At 57.8% G+C, this 14,194-nt stretch carries 12 protein-coding genes and 1 pseudogene; all 13 read left to right on the plus strand.

What is annotated here, in order from left to right; genetic code table 11:
- Positions 1–80 precede the first annotated feature (80 nt).
- The 13 genes and pseudogenes from HH216_RS26700 to HH216_RS16080 all read left to right on the plus strand — a co-directional run bounded on the left by HH216_RS26700 (position 81) and on the right by HH216_RS16080 (position 14,186).
- Entirely contained in the window at positions 81–647 is a 567-nt protein-coding gene (locus tag HH216_RS26700) for a cyanophycinase (protein ID WP_332871405.1), read from the plus strand.
- Positions 611–1,006, plus strand: coding sequence for a cyanophycinase (locus HH216_RS26705; RefSeq protein WP_332871406.1), 396 nt, complete (start codon positions 611–613; stop codon positions 1,004–1,006). The genes HH216_RS26700 and HH216_RS26705 overlap by 37 nt, the downstream gene beginning before the upstream one ends.
- A 228-nt stretch (positions 1,007–1,234) precedes the next feature.
- On the plus strand, positions 1,235–2,515 hold the full coding sequence (locus tag HH216_RS16035) for an O-acetylhomoserine aminocarboxypropyltransferase/cysteine synthase family protein (RefSeq protein WP_169551726.1): 1,281 nt from the start codon (positions 1,235–1,237) through the stop codon (positions 2,513–2,515).
- A 13-nt stretch (positions 2,516–2,528) separates the two neighbouring features.
- The gene (locus HH216_RS16040) at positions 2,529–3,956 is read left to right on the plus strand and encodes a DoxX family protein (RefSeq protein ID WP_254448453.1); all 1,428 of its coding nucleotides are present in this window, start codon (positions 2,529–2,531) and stop codon (positions 3,954–3,956) included.
- A gap of 12 nt (positions 3,957–3,968) precedes the next feature.
- Positions 3,969–4,745: a hypothetical protein gene (locus tag HH216_RS26710; RefSeq protein WP_332871407.1), complete on the plus strand. Its 777-nt coding sequence runs from the start codon at positions 3,969–3,971 to the stop codon at positions 4,743–4,745.
- Positions 4,746–4,812: 67 nt separating this feature from the next.
- Positions 4,813–5,568: a hypothetical protein gene (locus HH216_RS26715; RefSeq protein ID WP_332871408.1), complete on the plus strand. Its 756-nt coding sequence runs from the start codon at positions 4,813–4,815 to the stop codon at positions 5,566–5,568.
- Between the two features lie 255 nt (positions 5,569–5,823).
- A pseudogene (locus HH216_RS16050) lies at positions 5,824–6,701 on the plus strand (DUF1684 domain-containing protein).
- A gap of 14 nt (positions 6,702–6,715) precedes the next feature.
- Positions 6,716–7,333 carry a c-type cytochrome gene (locus HH216_RS16055; RefSeq protein WP_254448454.1) on the plus strand — a complete coding sequence of 206 codons (618 nt, stop codon included), beginning with the start codon at positions 6,716–6,718 and terminating at the stop codon, positions 7,331–7,333.
- 130 nt (positions 7,334–7,463) lie between these two features.
- Positions 7,464–8,693, plus strand: coding sequence for a sulfite dehydrogenase (gene soxC, locus HH216_RS16060; RefSeq protein WP_169551727.1), 1,230 nt, complete (start codon positions 7,464–7,466; stop codon positions 8,691–8,693).
- 64 nt (positions 8,694–8,757) lie between these two features.
- Positions 8,758–10,182, plus strand: a complete 1,425-nt coding sequence (locus HH216_RS16065; protein WP_169551728.1) for a phytoene desaturase family protein — start codon at positions 8,758–8,760, stop codon at positions 10,180–10,182.
- 206 nt (positions 10,183–10,388) lie between these two features.
- Positions 10,389–12,578 (plus strand): PAS domain-containing sensor histidine kinase, encoded by a 2,190-nt coding sequence (locus tag HH216_RS16070; RefSeq protein ID WP_254448455.1) that lies wholly within the window; start codon positions 10,389–10,391, stop codon positions 12,576–12,578.
- A gap of 77 nt (positions 12,579–12,655) precedes the next feature.
- Positions 12,656–13,009, plus strand: coding sequence for a hypothetical protein (locus HH216_RS16075; protein WP_254448456.1), 354 nt, complete (start codon positions 12,656–12,658; stop codon positions 13,007–13,009).
- Between the two features lie 94 nt (positions 13,010–13,103).
- Entirely contained in the window at positions 13,104–14,186 is a 1,083-nt protein-coding gene (locus tag HH216_RS16080) for an efflux RND transporter periplasmic adaptor subunit (RefSeq protein ID WP_169551729.1), read from the plus strand.
- The last annotated feature ends 8 nt before the right edge of the window (positions 14,187–14,194 follow it).

The raw sequence follows: 14,194 nt of genomic DNA on the forward strand, positions 1-14,194 counted from the left end.
CCCCTCTCCTGTTTTAGGAGAGGGGCCGGGGGTGAGGTTACTTCCATAAAGCACCACAAAACATTCAATTCCAAAAACACATGAAAAAGCAACTGCTCATTATTAGTTTCCTGCTAAGCATCAGCCTGTCTGGCCGGGCACAGTCCAGTGCGGCACAGTCCAGTGCGGCACAATCGCCAGCAGCCCAACCCAAATTTGTTGGCCCCGAAAAGGGTGCGCTGGTGATTGTTGGGGGCGGGGCCATTACGCCCGACATCTGGAACCGCTTCGTTGAGTTGGCCGGTGGTAAAACTACCGCCAACATTGTCGTGATTCCAACGGCGGGGGAAGACTCGTCGGCGAATGGTACGCCCCGTGAATATGAAACGCTGAAGAAACTGGGCGTAACAAAGCTGGCGCTGCTCCATACCCGCGATCCGAAAGTTGCCAACACCGAAGCCTTCGTTGCGCCCCTGAAACAGGCGACTGGTATCTGGTTTGTGGGTGGGCGACACTGGCGACTGGCTGATTCTTATCTCAACACGCTGGCGCACAAAGAATTCAATGCGCTGCTGGCGCGGGGCGGGGTCATCGGCGGGACGTCGGCGGGGGCACAATTCAGGGCTCGTTCATGGTGCGTGGCGACACGAAAGGCAACTCGATCATGATCGGCGACCACACACAGGGGCTGGATTTCATCCACAACGTCACTATCGATCAGCACGTCATGCGCCGGAACCGGCAGTTCGATCTAATTCCTGTTATCAAAGATCGGCCCGACCTGCTGGGACTAGGTATCGATGAAGGAACAGCCGTGGTCGTACAGCAAAACACGTTCGAGGTACTGGGCGCTTCGTACGTCGGCATTTACGACGCCAAGCAGATTGCCAGCAGCGCGCAGTACCCGTCGGGGCAGAACAGTACGGGCGGGCCATTCTACTACCTCGGCAAGGGACAAAAATTTGACCTGCAAACCCGTACGGTGCTTTCGCGCGCGCCCCAGCGACCGAACGAACCGGCGAAGTAACTGACCGTGCTGACCTCACGGCAGCGGCCGACCGTCCCCGGCCCCTCCCGCGACGGCGGACCGCCTAAAACAGGAGAAGGGTGACTAGCAGACATTGCTGACATGAGACGTCTGATGATCTATGTTTTCCTGTCTTGCCCCCCTCTCCTGTTTTAGGCGGTCCGCCGTCGCGGGAGGGGCCGGGGGTGAGGTGAAACACCAAAAACAATCCTCTTAACGTACCAAATTATGCGCTTCGAAACTATTCAATTGCATGGCGGTCAGCAGGTTGATCCAACCACCAACGCCAGAGCTGTTCCCATTTATCAGACGACGTCCTACGCGTTTAACGACACGACGCACGGTGCCAACCTGTTCGCGCTGAAAGAATTCGGCAACATCTACAGCCGCATCATGAACCCCACCAATGAGGTGTTCGAGAAGCGGGTAGCCGAGCTGGAAGGGGGCGTCGCGGCACTGGCGGTTGCTTCCGGTCACGCGGCACAGTTTATCGCCATCAACAACATCACGACCGTCGGCGACAACTTCGTCACGACAACTTATCTGTATGGCGGCTCGTACAACCAGTTTAAGAATTCGTTCAAAAACATCGGCGTCGAAGCGCGCTTTGCCGACGGCGACAAGGTCGAGAGTTTCGAGAAGCTGATCGATGAGCGGACGAAGTTTCTGTACCTGGAAACCATTGGCAATCCCGGCTTCAACGTGCCCGATTTCGAGGCTTTTGCCCGTCTGGCCGAAAAATACGACCTGCCGCTGATCGTCGACAATACCTTCGGGGCGGCTGGGGCCATTGCCCGACCCATCGACTACGGGGCACACATCATCGTAGAGTCAGCAACGAAGTGGATTGGTGGCCATGGGACGACAATCGGGGGCGTTATCGTCGATTCCGGGAAATACAACTGGGGCAACGGCAACTACCCGCAGTTTACCGAGCCGTCGCCGAGCTACCATGGGCTGGTGCTAAACGACGTGTTTGGCCTTGGCGGGCCGTTTGGCAATATCCAGTTCATCATCCGGGCGCGGGTAGAGGGGCTGCGCGACTGGGGGCCGTCGCAGAGTCCGTTCAATTCGTTTCTGCTGTTGCAGGGGCTTGAGACGCTGACACTGCGCATCGAACGGACAACGCAAAACGCGCTGGCGCAGTGGCTACGGCAACACGCGCAGGTAGCCAGCGTAAATTACCTGGGTCTGCCCGACAATCCCTATCACGCGCTGGCGAAGAAATACCTGCAACGCGGCTTTGGCGGTGTGCTGTCGTTCGAGTTGAAAGGCGACAAGGCACGCGCCGAAAAATTCGTGAATGGCCTGAAACTGATCAGTCACCTGGCGAACGTGGGCGACTCCAAAACGCTGATCATTCACCCCGCATCGACGACGCACTCGCAGCTTAACGAGGAAGAACAATCGGGGGCTGGCGTCGCACCAACGGCACTGCGGCTTTCCGTAGGCATCGAACATATCGACGATATCAAAGACGACATCGAGCAGGCGCTGGCCACTCTCTGAAACGCGTAGTCGCATGAGCAAACTCAATAGCATCGTCGTGCCCGACTGGCACCCTGCCTGGGAAACGCGTACGCCAATTCAACGCCCTACCATTGCTGCTGAATCAACGGTTCCGGCTAGCTGGACACCGGCAGAACGGGTCGGGTTCCGCTTCGCTTTCCTGTACTTCATCCTACAGGCCGTCCCGCTTGACTGGCGCTTCTACCGCGATCTGCTTACGCTGGACTGGGGTAGCGGCTTCTACCGGGATCTGTTCAACCTATCGCGGTACGCTCCCCGGTTCTTTGGCTATGGCGTGGCGGCCGATACGTTCGCCGACTGGGCTATTGTGGCGCAGATTGCGCTGTTGGGTACGCTGGTTTGGAGCTGGCGATCAAAAAAACAAGCCAATTACGATGGTCTGTATTATGCCCTGCGGGTGGTGCTGCGGTACCGGCTGGCGTTTGGTGTACTGGCGTACGGATTCATTAAACTGTTTCCGTTGCAGGCACCCTACCCGTCGATCAGCAACCTGAACACGGCCTACGGTGATTTTACGGCCTGGAAGCTATTCTCGCTGAGTCTGGGCGTGGTACCGTCCTACGAATCGTTTCTGGGACTGGTCGAGATTCTGGGTGGTTTGCTGCTACTAAATCGCCGGACCACGCCGATCGGACTGCTGATTATCCTGCCGTTTCTGGGCAATGTCTTTGTCTCGAACCTGGCTTATGAAGGTGGTGAGCACATCTACAGTTTCCTGCTAATTACGTTCGCACTGGCCCTGTTTGCGTTCGACGCCGTGCGGCTGTTTCGGCTCGTATCGCTGGAAATGGTGGCTACTCCAGCGCGGTATCGACCCGTGTTTACCGGCTGGCAGCGCACCGCCCGGTTACTAGTCAAAACGGCGTTTATCGTGCTGATGGTAGGGGTATACGGCTACCGAACGTATGCGGCTTACCGCACGGGCCCATACCAGTTTCCGCAAACGGCCGGGCTACCTGGTGCGGCCGGCATCTACACCGTGACCGAGTTTCGGTTGCACGGACAGACCATTCCGTACGCCCGGCAGGACTCGGTGCGCTGGCAGGATGTCGTATTCGAAACCTGGAACACGATCAGCATAAAGTCGAACCGGCCGGTTAAACTGGATGCGCAGAATACCGAGGAAATTCACGCTGCCGACGCCGACCGGACGTATGAACAGGCTGGCTCGCAGGGGCGCCATTACTACCAGTACCAGATTGATTCGACCCGGCACGTGTTGACGCTGACGAACCGCAACCCGAACCACGCCAGTGAAACGCTGCACCTGCACTACGACCGCCCGACACCCCAGGGCATCACGCTATCGGGCCTGAACGAAGACCGCGATTCGGTGTACGTCGTGCTGGAGAAGCGAGCTAAAAAGTACCTGATCGACGAAGCCGCCAAAGCCGGTCGGCGGGGCGCACTGACCTTGTAAAAAAACATTCCTATGGCTACTTCCTCTCTCGATACGCCGGTCAGTACGGTACCAACGCAGGCAGCGCCGACGGCCGATCCATCGTCCGTCTGGACATCGGCGCAGAAGATCGCCTTTCGCATCGCGCTCATTTTTTTCGTGCTCGTCTGCCTGCCAACGGGGGGCGAGTGGTTCAAAAACCTGTTTACCCTCGACTGGCTGCACCCGCACTACCGCGACCTGTATGACATCGCCCGTTTCCAACCGAACATCCTCGGCCGCGTATCGTGGTGGCCGGTCTGGCTGGGGTATGGCGAGTGGGTGTTTCTGTTGCTGGTTGCTGTCGTGGGTGGTCTGCTCTGGACCGCTGTCGTGCGGCAGCGGAAGGCTGAGCCCGCTAACTACCAGACGCTGTATTACTGGCTGCGGGTGCTGGTGCGCTACCGGGCGGGCATTGGTATCATCGGCTTTGGCTTTACCAAGCTGATGCCGACGCAGTTGCCGTACCCGTCGCTGGGTTTGCTGAACACGAACTTCGGCGACCTGACGGCGCAGAAAATTTACTGGCTGTCCATCGGTATCGTTCCCTGGTACGAGGTATTCGCCGGGGTAGTCGAGGTGCTGGCCGGGGCGCTGCTGTTCTTCCGGGCAACGACCTTCTGGGGGCGGTGCTGCTGTTCGGCGCGCTGGCCGACATCGTGTACGTCAATCTGGCGTACGATGGGGGCGTTCATGTCTATAGTTCGTACTTCGTACTGCTGGCCGGCTTTCTACTGGCCTATTACATTCCCGATCTGTACAACCTCCTGATCCGGGAGCGGCCAACGGTGCCGCACTACTTCGCCCCCGTTTTTCGGGTTGGCAGCAGGTGAGCCGGGTGACCCTAAAAACGGCGGCCATCGGTATTTTTTTAGTGCTGCTGTTCTGGGTACAATGGGTCAACTTTCGCTACGACCCGTACAAACAACCCGCACAGAAAGGACTGTCGGAACTGCGTGGTAACTACGCCGTGACGGAATTCCGGCTAAACAATCAGCTCGTTCCGGAATCGCCGTCGGACACGGTGCGCTGGCAGGAAGCGACCTTCGAAAACTGGTCGACACTAACGTTCAAGGTGAACCGGCCCACCCCGCTGGATCTCTCGAACGGGGGCGGCTCGCCCATGCGTGACCTCAACCGGACGTTCGAGCTAACGGGCGTTGGCGGTGGGCAACGGATGTTCTACTACGATGCTGATTCAACGAACCACGTACTGTACTTGCAGGATAAATACCGTCCGCAGTCGGACCGGAGCGAGCGACTGTCGGCGGATCTGGTGCGGGACAAACCTAAAAAGAAACAGAAACCGGCTGCTGACTGGATACCCGCCGACGCCCGCGCCCGCATCGGCGACGAAGACGCCAAAATCGACGCGCTGGCCCGCAGTACCCGACGCACGAAAGGCATCAAATCAGAAGCGGATCGGGAAGACGGTACCCGTAAGCATATGGTCCTGCATTACCAGACCACCGACGGTTCGCACGTAGTTTTGACGGGCGTCAGCGAAACGAACGACTCGATTCGGGTCGTGCTCGACCGTGTGCAGCGCAACTACGCCTTGTCGAAGAGCACGCTCAATGCGGGGGCGTATTGAGGTGGCCTCACGGCAGCGGCCGACCGTCCCCGGCCCCTCCCGCGACGGCGGACCGCCTAAAACAGGAGAGGGGTGACTAGTAGCATGCAATACTGTAACTGTTAGTCTATTTTGAAGAGAGTAAGTGGTAAAATATTGTCTGTCGTTTACAAAACCCCTCTCCTGTTTTAGGAGAGGGGCCGGGGGTGAGGTTAGGGCCATCCCACCCCTCCAAACTCACACACGTAATTCATTTATCGATCAACCGAACAAGCTATGAAATCACTGCACAAACTAATCGCGATCCTGCTGGCGCTCTTGTCAACGCTGGCGTTCACGGCCGATACGCCTTACGAAGAAAGTATCCGGGACTGGCAGAAGAAACGAATTGAAGGCCTGAAAAGTGAAAACGGCTGGCTGAATCTAGCAGGGCTGTTCTGGCTGAAAGAAGGTGAAAATACCTTGGGCAGCAGCGATAAAAACAGCATCGTCTTCCCGTCCGACCACAGCAAAGCATCACTGGGTAAGCTGACGCTAAAGAACGGCACCGTTACGTTCGACGCAGCCCCTAACGCGGCTGTCTCGGTGGCCGGGCAACCGGTGACGCAGCACGAGGTATTTCCATACACCAAACCGGTAGTGCTGGAACATCAGTCGCTGCGCTGGTTCATTATCAAGCGGGGCGACAAGTTTGCGGTGCGGCTGCGCGATCTGGAAAGCCCGGAGGTGAAAGCGTTTGCCGGCATTCCCACGTTTCCAATCAATGAGCAATGGCGCGTGAAAGCGAAGTTTGTACCAACGACCGGCGAAAAAATCGGTATTGTCGACATTACGGGTCGGGCGTCGCAGGAAGACTCTCCCGGTCGGCTGGTGTTCACTGTTGACGGGAAAGAACAGATGCTTATTCCGACGGGTACCGCCGAACATCTGTTTGTGGTCTTCGCCGATCAGACGACCCGGCACGAGACCTATGGCGGGGGCGTTTTCTGGACCTGAAAGGACCCGACGCCAACGGACTTGTCGACCTGGATTTCAACAAAGCCTACAACCCGCCCTGCGCCTTTACGCCCTACGCCACCTGCCCGACCCCGCCGAAAGAAAACCGCCTGACGGTAGCTATCCGGGCCGGTGAGCAGTATAAAGGCGATCACTAAGCCGCTCGCTGCTGATGACGAACAGAACATGCTGGCGTGCTGGTTTCCTGCTGGGTATGGTTGGGTTGATGGCTGGTTTTCGCCCGACGACAAGGTTTCCGTTGACCCCCTCCGCGCAAACCCGTTCACTGGACACCATCCCTACGCCCGTTCGCTTTGGCTTTGGTCGACCGGCTACAACGGCTGAGCTAACCCGGCTGGACATCGACGTGCGACCCGACGGGAAGGGGTTACCGGCGGGGGCTGGAATGGCCGTACGAGGTAAGACTATCTTCGCGACTAAATGTGCCGTCTGCCACGGTGTCGGGGGAACGGGCGGACCCGGTGGAGCCCTGGTGACGACAACTACGGCCACCACAGCTGTTGTGGGTAAACGGCCCGACAAAACCATCGGCAACTACTGGCCCTACGTGACAACGGTCTTTGACTATGTCCGCCGGGCCATGCCGTTCAACGAGCCCGGTTCGCTAACCGACGAGGAGGTTTACCACCTGACCGCCTACCTGCTCCACGCGAATGGCATCATCGACGAGAAAGCGGTCATTACCGCGCAGACCTTACCGAAGGTGGTGATGCCTGCCCAGAAATTATTTATCCCGGACGACCGACGCGGTGGCCCCGAAATCCGGTAACAGACAAAATTTTTGACAGGATTACAGCCGGGCCGCCGGGCGGATTTACAGGATTGCAGTCGGGCTGCCGGTTGAACTACCAATTCTTTGACCCATCCGAAATCCTGCAATCCTGTCAAAACCCTTTTCTATGAAAAAAGTAAATCGTCGGACATGGCTAAGTGGGGCTGCTACGGCCGCTGTTGCCATTGCGCAGACGGCTACGGGCAAAGCGGTGCAGGTGGGTGTCCCGATAGAACAGTTCTGGGCCGATGACCCAACCAAGCAGCCGGGTGGCGCTCCACCAGGTATTCCGCCCGGTCAGGTTGGGACGCGGTCGCCGTTTGAGAAGCTGGTGAAAAGCCCATCGGATATTTCGTCGCGGACGCCGTTACAGGATTTGCATGGTATCCTGACACCGTCTGACCTTCACTTCGAGCGGCACCATAACGGCGTTCCGGCCATCGACCCGGCGAAGCACGAACTGTTGATTCACGGTATGGTCGACAAACCGCTTGTGTTTACCCTGGCTGATCTGAAACGCTTTCCGTCGGTGTCACGCATCGCCTTTCTGGAATGCTCCGGCAACTTCCGGACTGGCAAGGAAACCTTGAGTCCACAGGACATCTGCGGCCTGACGAGCCAAAGCGAGTGGACAGGCGTATCGCTGGCAACGCTGTTTCGGGAGGTGGGCATTAAACCCGGCGCGCGCTGGTTTCTGGCCGAAGGGGGCGATGCAGCTTTGATGACGCGGAGCATACCCGTGCAGAAAGGCTGGGACGATGCTATTGTCGCCTACGCTCAGAACGGCGAAGCCCTACGACCCGAACAGGGCTATCCGGTACGGCTGTTTCTGCCGGGCTGGGAGGGAAATACAAGCGTGAAATGGCTACGCCGACTCGAGCTCGGCGACGCGCCCTGGCAGACTCGTGAAGAAACATCGAAATACACGGAGGCCGTTGGCGAGGGCAAAATTCGCCAGTTCAGCTTCGATATCGACGCCCGCTCGATCATTACGTTTCCGGCTTATCCGGCTCCCGTGCAGCGGGGCTGGATCGAGATTCGGGGCTTGGCCTGGAGTGGGCGGGGTACCGTCGAGCGGGTTGAGGTCAGTACCGACGCGGGAAAAAGCTGGCAGGTGGCCACGCTGCAACAGCCGGTACTCGATAAAGCACATACCCGCTTCCGACTGCTCTGGCACTGGAACGGCGACGAGACCGAAATCATGAGCCGGGCTATCGACAGTACAGGTTATGTGCAGCCTACCTACCGGCAACTGCTCGATGCGCGGGGAGGTAACAGTGGCTACCACATGAACCCCATAACCGCCTGGCAAATCAAACGGGACGGCCGCGTGCTGCACCGACCCGAAACACGGTAACGCTGTCTGCTCGGCTGGTGTGGCTGGTCGGCAGCACAGCACAACTCCTAAAAACATTTGAATTTTGAGTCAATCAACATACGATGCGGTCGTCGTCGGAGCGGGACCGAACGGGCTGGCTGCGGCCATTACCCTACAGCGGACGGGCCTGTCGGTACTGCTTGTCGAAGGAAAGGAAACGGTCGGGGGCGGGCTACGATCGGCGGAACTAACCCTGCCCGGTTTCCGGCACGACATCGGCTCGGCTATTCACCCGATGGCGGTCGGGTCGCCATTTTTTCAATCCGTACCACTGGCTGATTTCGGGCTGCGCTTTGTACAGCCACCGGTTGCCGCTGCACACCCGCTCGACGGTGGCCGGGCAGCTGCCTTGCGGGGTACGGTGGGCGATACGGCCCGGTCGCTGGGAGCCGATGGACAGACTTACCGCGATTTGCTGGAACCGTTGGTTGACCGCTGGCCGGGTCTGGCTCCCGACGTGCTGGGGCCGCTGGGTTTTCCGAATCATCCCCTCGACTTTGCCGCCTTCGGTCTGAACGCCATTCAGCCCATCACGTTGCTGGCGAAGCGATTTAAAACCCCCGAAGCCCAGGCACTGCTGGCCGGGATGGCGGCTCACGCGACGTTACCCCTAACCAGCCTGACCACCTCGGCAATTGCGCTGGTGCTCATGACCGTGGGCCACCGGCACAACTGGCCAGTACCGGTAGGGGGCTCCGAAGCCATCGCGCAGGCATTAGCCGGGTATTTCCAGTCCATCGGCGGTACGATCATTACCAACTGGCCGGTCAGGTCACTGGATGAATTACCCCCCGCCCGCGCCGTACTGCTCGACGTAACACCCCGGCAGATGCTGGCGCTGGCGGGGAATCGATTTTCAACACTGTATCGGCGGCAACTCGAACGGTTTCAGTACGGGATGGGCGTCTTTAAGATCGACTGGGCGCTCGACGGACCAATTCCCTTTACGGCATCGGCCTGTCGGCAGGCGGGTACGGTGCATATTGGGGGTACGCTGGACGAAATCCGGCTGGCCGAGCAGCAGACCGCAGCGGGTAACCACCCCGACCGGCCGTTCGTCCTGCTGGCGCAACAAAGCCTGTTCGACGACAGCCGCGCGCCCGCCGGGAAGCACACCGCCTGGGCCTATTGCCACGTCCCGAACGGCTCGACCGTTGACCGAACCGACGCCATCGAACAGCAGATCGAACGGTTTGCGCCCGGCTTCCGCGATCAGATTCTGGCGCGCCATACGCTGAACACGACCCAGCTGGAGACGTACAATCCGAACTTTATCGGGGGCGATATCAACGGCGGCCGACTCGATATTACGCAGCTCTTCACGCGCCCCGTCATCTCCCTGTCGCCCTACAACACTTCCGCGAAAGGTATCTATGTCTGCTCATCGTCGACCCCGCCCGGTGGTGGTGTTCATGGTATGTGCGGCTTCCACGCAGCTGATCGGGCGATGAAAGACTTGTTCAGCTAGAAGGCCCGGTGCGTAATCCTGCGGCTCGTGAATGATATAGGGATAGTTTTACCGCGCCATTTGCGAAAAGTCAGACGATAGATTTTGTCCATTTGCAAACAGCAGACCAACGACTCGTGTTTAGTCGAGATGAGTTCCTTTCTCGACAGTGTCTCGTGAATTTTAATCATACAAAAGCTGACTCGTTTCTTCCGTCGGATGGGGAAATGAGTACATTAATTCGTCAGTTCGACTGGGCCAAAACGCCCATTGGTGAACTGGATCAGTGGCCCGTCAGCCTGCGCACGGTGGTACGCATGACGCTTACGTCCCGCTTTCCCATGCTTATCTTCTGGGGCCCCGCGTTGATTACTTTTTACAACGATGCCTTTCGCCCCAGTCTGGGCAACGAAGGCAAACACCCGTCTTCGCTGGGTCAGCCCGGTCACATCAGCTGGTCCGAAACCTGGCCTGTTATCGGGCCGATGATCGACACAATCATGGCCGGGGGCGAGTCCGTCTGGTTTGAAGATCAGAAACTGCCGATCTACCGCGAAGGCCATATGGACTACGCCTACTGGACGTACTGTTTCAGCGCCCTCACTGACGACGAGGGCGACATCAATGGCGTACTGGTAACCTGCACCGAAACGACAAAGACCGTCGAGAGTATCGAGCAACTTCAGGAGAGTCAGCGCTTTGCGGATAGTCTGTTTTACCATTCGCCGATTGCCAATGTGGTCTTTATGGGGCCGGACATGACGGTTCACATGGCCAATGAGGCAATGCTGTCGATATGGGGCCGCGACAGATCGGTTGTAGGGCTGCCGTTTCTGGACGCGCTGCCGGAACTGGGTTCGACCCACAAGATGCAGCGCCTACGCACCGTGTGGCAGACGGGCGAACCGTTTTATCAGACCGAAGAGCGATTCGATCTGATCCGCTACGGACAGCCTTATACTGGCTACTACAACTACGTTTACGAGGCTTTACGCAGCGCTACCGGCGAAATAAACGGTGTCAGTTGCTCGGTTTATGAAGTCACCGAGCAGGTGCTGACCCGCAAAGCAATTGCTGCCAGCGAAGCGCGGTTGCGGAGTCTGGTGGAGAGCGCGCCCTTTCCCATTGCCCTCTACGTGGGCGAACGGATGCATATCGAGCTGGCCAACCGGTCTATTATGGACGTGTGGGGGAAAGGGTACGACGTAATTGGCAAGAGTTATCAGGATATTCTGCCCGAACTGGCCAGTCAGCCGATCTTCGCGCAGGTAGAAGGCGTTCGTCAGACGGGCGTAGCTTTCCACGCCCGCCATCAGCAGGTAGATATTGTTATCGACGGGCGGTTACAGCCCTTTTACTTCAATTACAGCTTTACCCCCGTGCTGGACGAGAACGGGCAGGTGTACGGGGTTATGAACACGGCCGCCGAGGTAACCGACCTGGTGCTGGCCCAGCAGGCGCTGGCCGAGAGCGAAGCGCGCTACCGAGAGCTGGCGCAGGATCTGGAACACCAGATTGAGAACCGGACGTACGAACTGGCGTCGGCGAATGAAGAGCTGGCCGCCAGCAACGAAGAGTACGCGGCCATCAATGAAGAACTGGAAGGAGCCAACCGGTTGCTGAGCCGCTCGAACGATAATCTGCAACAGTTTGCCTACGTAGCCAGCCACGATTTGCAGGAGCCGCTGCGCAAGATTCAGCAGTTTGGTAACCTGCTCCAGCTGCGCCAGACCAAACAAGCGCTCGATTCCGAATCGGTCGCCTATATCGAGCGGATGCAGTCGGCTGCCAGCCGGATGTCGACGCTGATTCGGGATATTCTGACCTATTCGCGGATCGATACCCACCAGGAAGCAAACCACCCGGTTCCGCTCACCGAAGTCATGGCGGAAGTGCGGACGAATCTGGAACTGTCGATTAACGAGACAGGAGCGGTGCTGCTGGTGGATGAGTTGCCGACGGTTTCCGGCGATTTCGCTCAGCTGAGCCAGCTATTTCAGAATCTACTGAGCAATGCGTTAAAATTCCGAAAGGCAGATACAACGCCCGTTCTTCAGGTTCAGACGGCGCTGGTGCCAGCCGATCAGTTGCCCGTCGGGGTGCATCCGGCCCGTTCGACCCGGGCGTACTACCGAATCGACGTGAAAGACAACGGGATCGGTTTCGACCCCAAATACGTCGACCGGATTTTTCAGGTTTTTCAGCGGCTGCACGGCAAGGGTGAGTACGAAGGCACGGGCATCGGACTGGCGATCTGCCAGCGGGTAGCCGCCAATCACGGCGGTACGATTACGGCCCACAGCCAGCCGGGGGAGGGGCTACGTTCAGCGTTTACCTGCCAGCGCAGGCCTGAGCCCGCGCGCTGCCGGGCATCCGAAAGCGGTTTGGACTGGGCGGGTCCGCACCGACCTTTCTAATATCTTCTAATTTCCTTCTCAGGCCGTTTTAATAACCGGGCGGTTCCTTTGTATCAGTTCAGCACCGATACAAGGTTATGAAACTCCCAAATATCCCCGTTCGCCAATCCGACGTCCGGCGGTCGGCCGACCGTCGGACCGCATCCATTCTGCTTTATGGCTTTGGGCTGGCACTGGCGCTTTCGCTGGTGTTCAACGGGTTTCTATTGTACGAAAAAAGCCACCTCGAACGCATACGCGCGGCCGAGCTGAGCGACGCTTACCAGCCCATCGACAACATGGTCTGGCAGCAGGAACTTTCCGAATGCCGGCGGGCCAACGAGCAGAAAGACAGCCTTATTCTTCGCCTGGCGCAGGCACCCAACGCACCCCCCGGCGAAACCCGGCAGGGTCCGGCAATTGCCGTTCAGCACCCGCCATCCAACCGCTAACAAGTTCAGCCACAACGGCTCATCCTCAAATCAATCAATTAACCAATATAATTTCTTTGCCGTGGTACAGTCCACCTTTCAACATACAACCATCATGAAAAAAAGCCTTGTGCTGATGAGCCTGAGCATGGTACTATGCCTGGCCAGTTGCGCTAAGAAAGAAGAAGAAAAGCAGGAAGCGGTCGAGTATCAGGTAACCAGTCCACTTCAGAAAGACACGACAATTACCAAAGAGTACGTCGGTCAGGTCAGGGCTATCCGCCACATCGAGATGCGGGCGCAGCAGCGGGGCTACATTCAGAACATCTACGTCGACGAAGGGCAGTCCGTCAATCAGGGGCAGATGATGTTCCAGATCATGCCCAAACTCTACGAAGCTGAATTGCAGAAGGCGGAAGCCGAAGCCAACTACGCTGACATCGAGTACCAGAACACCAAAAAACTGGCCGACAGCAAGATCGTGGCCCCGACCGAACTGGCGATGGCCAACGCCAAATTCAACAAAGCTAAAGCCGATGTGTCGATGGCGCAGGCGCACCTGGGCTTTACCAAAATCCGGGCTCCGTTCAGCGGTATCATGGACCGGTTTCAGGTGCGGCTCGGCAGCCTCGTCGACGAAGGCGATCTGCTCACCACCCTGTCCGACAATAGCGAGATGTGGGTGTATTTCAACGTGCCGGAAGCCGAATACCTCGATCTGAAAGACAAAACCAGCGAGGCAAATCTGAGCAGCGTTGGCCTCAAAATGGCTAACAACAAGCTCTTCCCATATCCGGGCAAGGTGCAGACTATCGAAGCCGACTTCAACAACGCGACCGGTAACATTGAATTCCGGGCTACGTTCCCCAACCCCAAAGGGCTGCTGCGGCACGGCGAAACGGGTAACATCGAGATGAAGGTGCCCATCAAAAACGCCGTGATTATCCCGCAGAAAGCCACGTTCGAGGTGCTGGAGAAGAAGTACGTTTACGTGATCGACAAAGACAATAAAGTGCGGTCGAGAGAGATTAAAGTAGCCGCCGAAATGCCGCACATCTTCGTCATCAGCTCCGGGCTGAACAAAGACGACAAGATTCTGCTGGAAGGACTGCGTCAGGTGAAAGAGAATGAAAAAATCGCTTACAAATTCGAGAAGCCACAAAGTGTGATCTCGAATCTGGGTCTGTACGCCGAATAATCAGCGAG

Source organism: Spirosoma rhododendri (assembly GCF_012849055.1).
GTDB lineage: Bacteria > Bacteroidota > Bacteroidia > Cytophagales > Spirosomataceae > Spirosoma > Spirosoma rhododendri.

Bases quoted from the DNA above. Each gene is read 5' to 3' on its own strand.
- HH216_RS26700 (WP_332871405.1), top strand. From the start codon at position 81: ATGAAAAAGCAACTGCTCATTATTAGTTTCCTGCTAAGCATCAGCCTG.
- HH216_RS26705 (WP_332871406.1), top strand. From the start codon at position 611: ATGGTGCGTGGCGACACGAAAGGCAACTCGATCATGATCGGCGACCAC.
- HH216_RS16035 (WP_169551726.1), top strand. From the start codon at position 1,235: ATGCGCTTCGAAACTATTCAATTGCATGGCGGTCAGCAGGTTGATCCA.
- HH216_RS16040 (WP_254448453.1), top strand. From the start codon at position 2,529: ATGAGCAAACTCAATAGCATCGTCGTGCCCGACTGGCACCCTGCCTGG.
- HH216_RS26710 (WP_332871407.1), top strand. From the start codon at position 3,969: ATGGCTACTTCCTCTCTCGATACGCCGGTCAGTACGGTACCAACGCAG.
- HH216_RS16055 (WP_254448454.1), top strand. From the start codon at position 6,716: ATGACGAACAGAACATGCTGGCGTGCTGGTTTCCTGCTGGGTATGGTT.
- soxC (WP_169551727.1), top strand. From the start codon at position 7,464: ATGAAAAAAGTAAATCGTCGGACATGGCTAAGTGGGGCTGCTACGGCC.
- HH216_RS16070 (WP_254448455.1), top strand. From the start codon at position 10,389: ATGAGTACATTAATTCGTCAGTTCGACTGGGCCAAAACGCCCATTGGT.
- HH216_RS16075 (WP_254448456.1), top strand. From the start codon at position 12,656: ATGAAACTCCCAAATATCCCCGTTCGCCAATCCGACGTCCGGCGGTCG.
- HH216_RS16080 (WP_169551729.1), top strand. From the start codon at position 13,104: ATGAAAAAAAGCCTTGTGCTGATGAGCCTGAGCATGGTACTATGCCTG.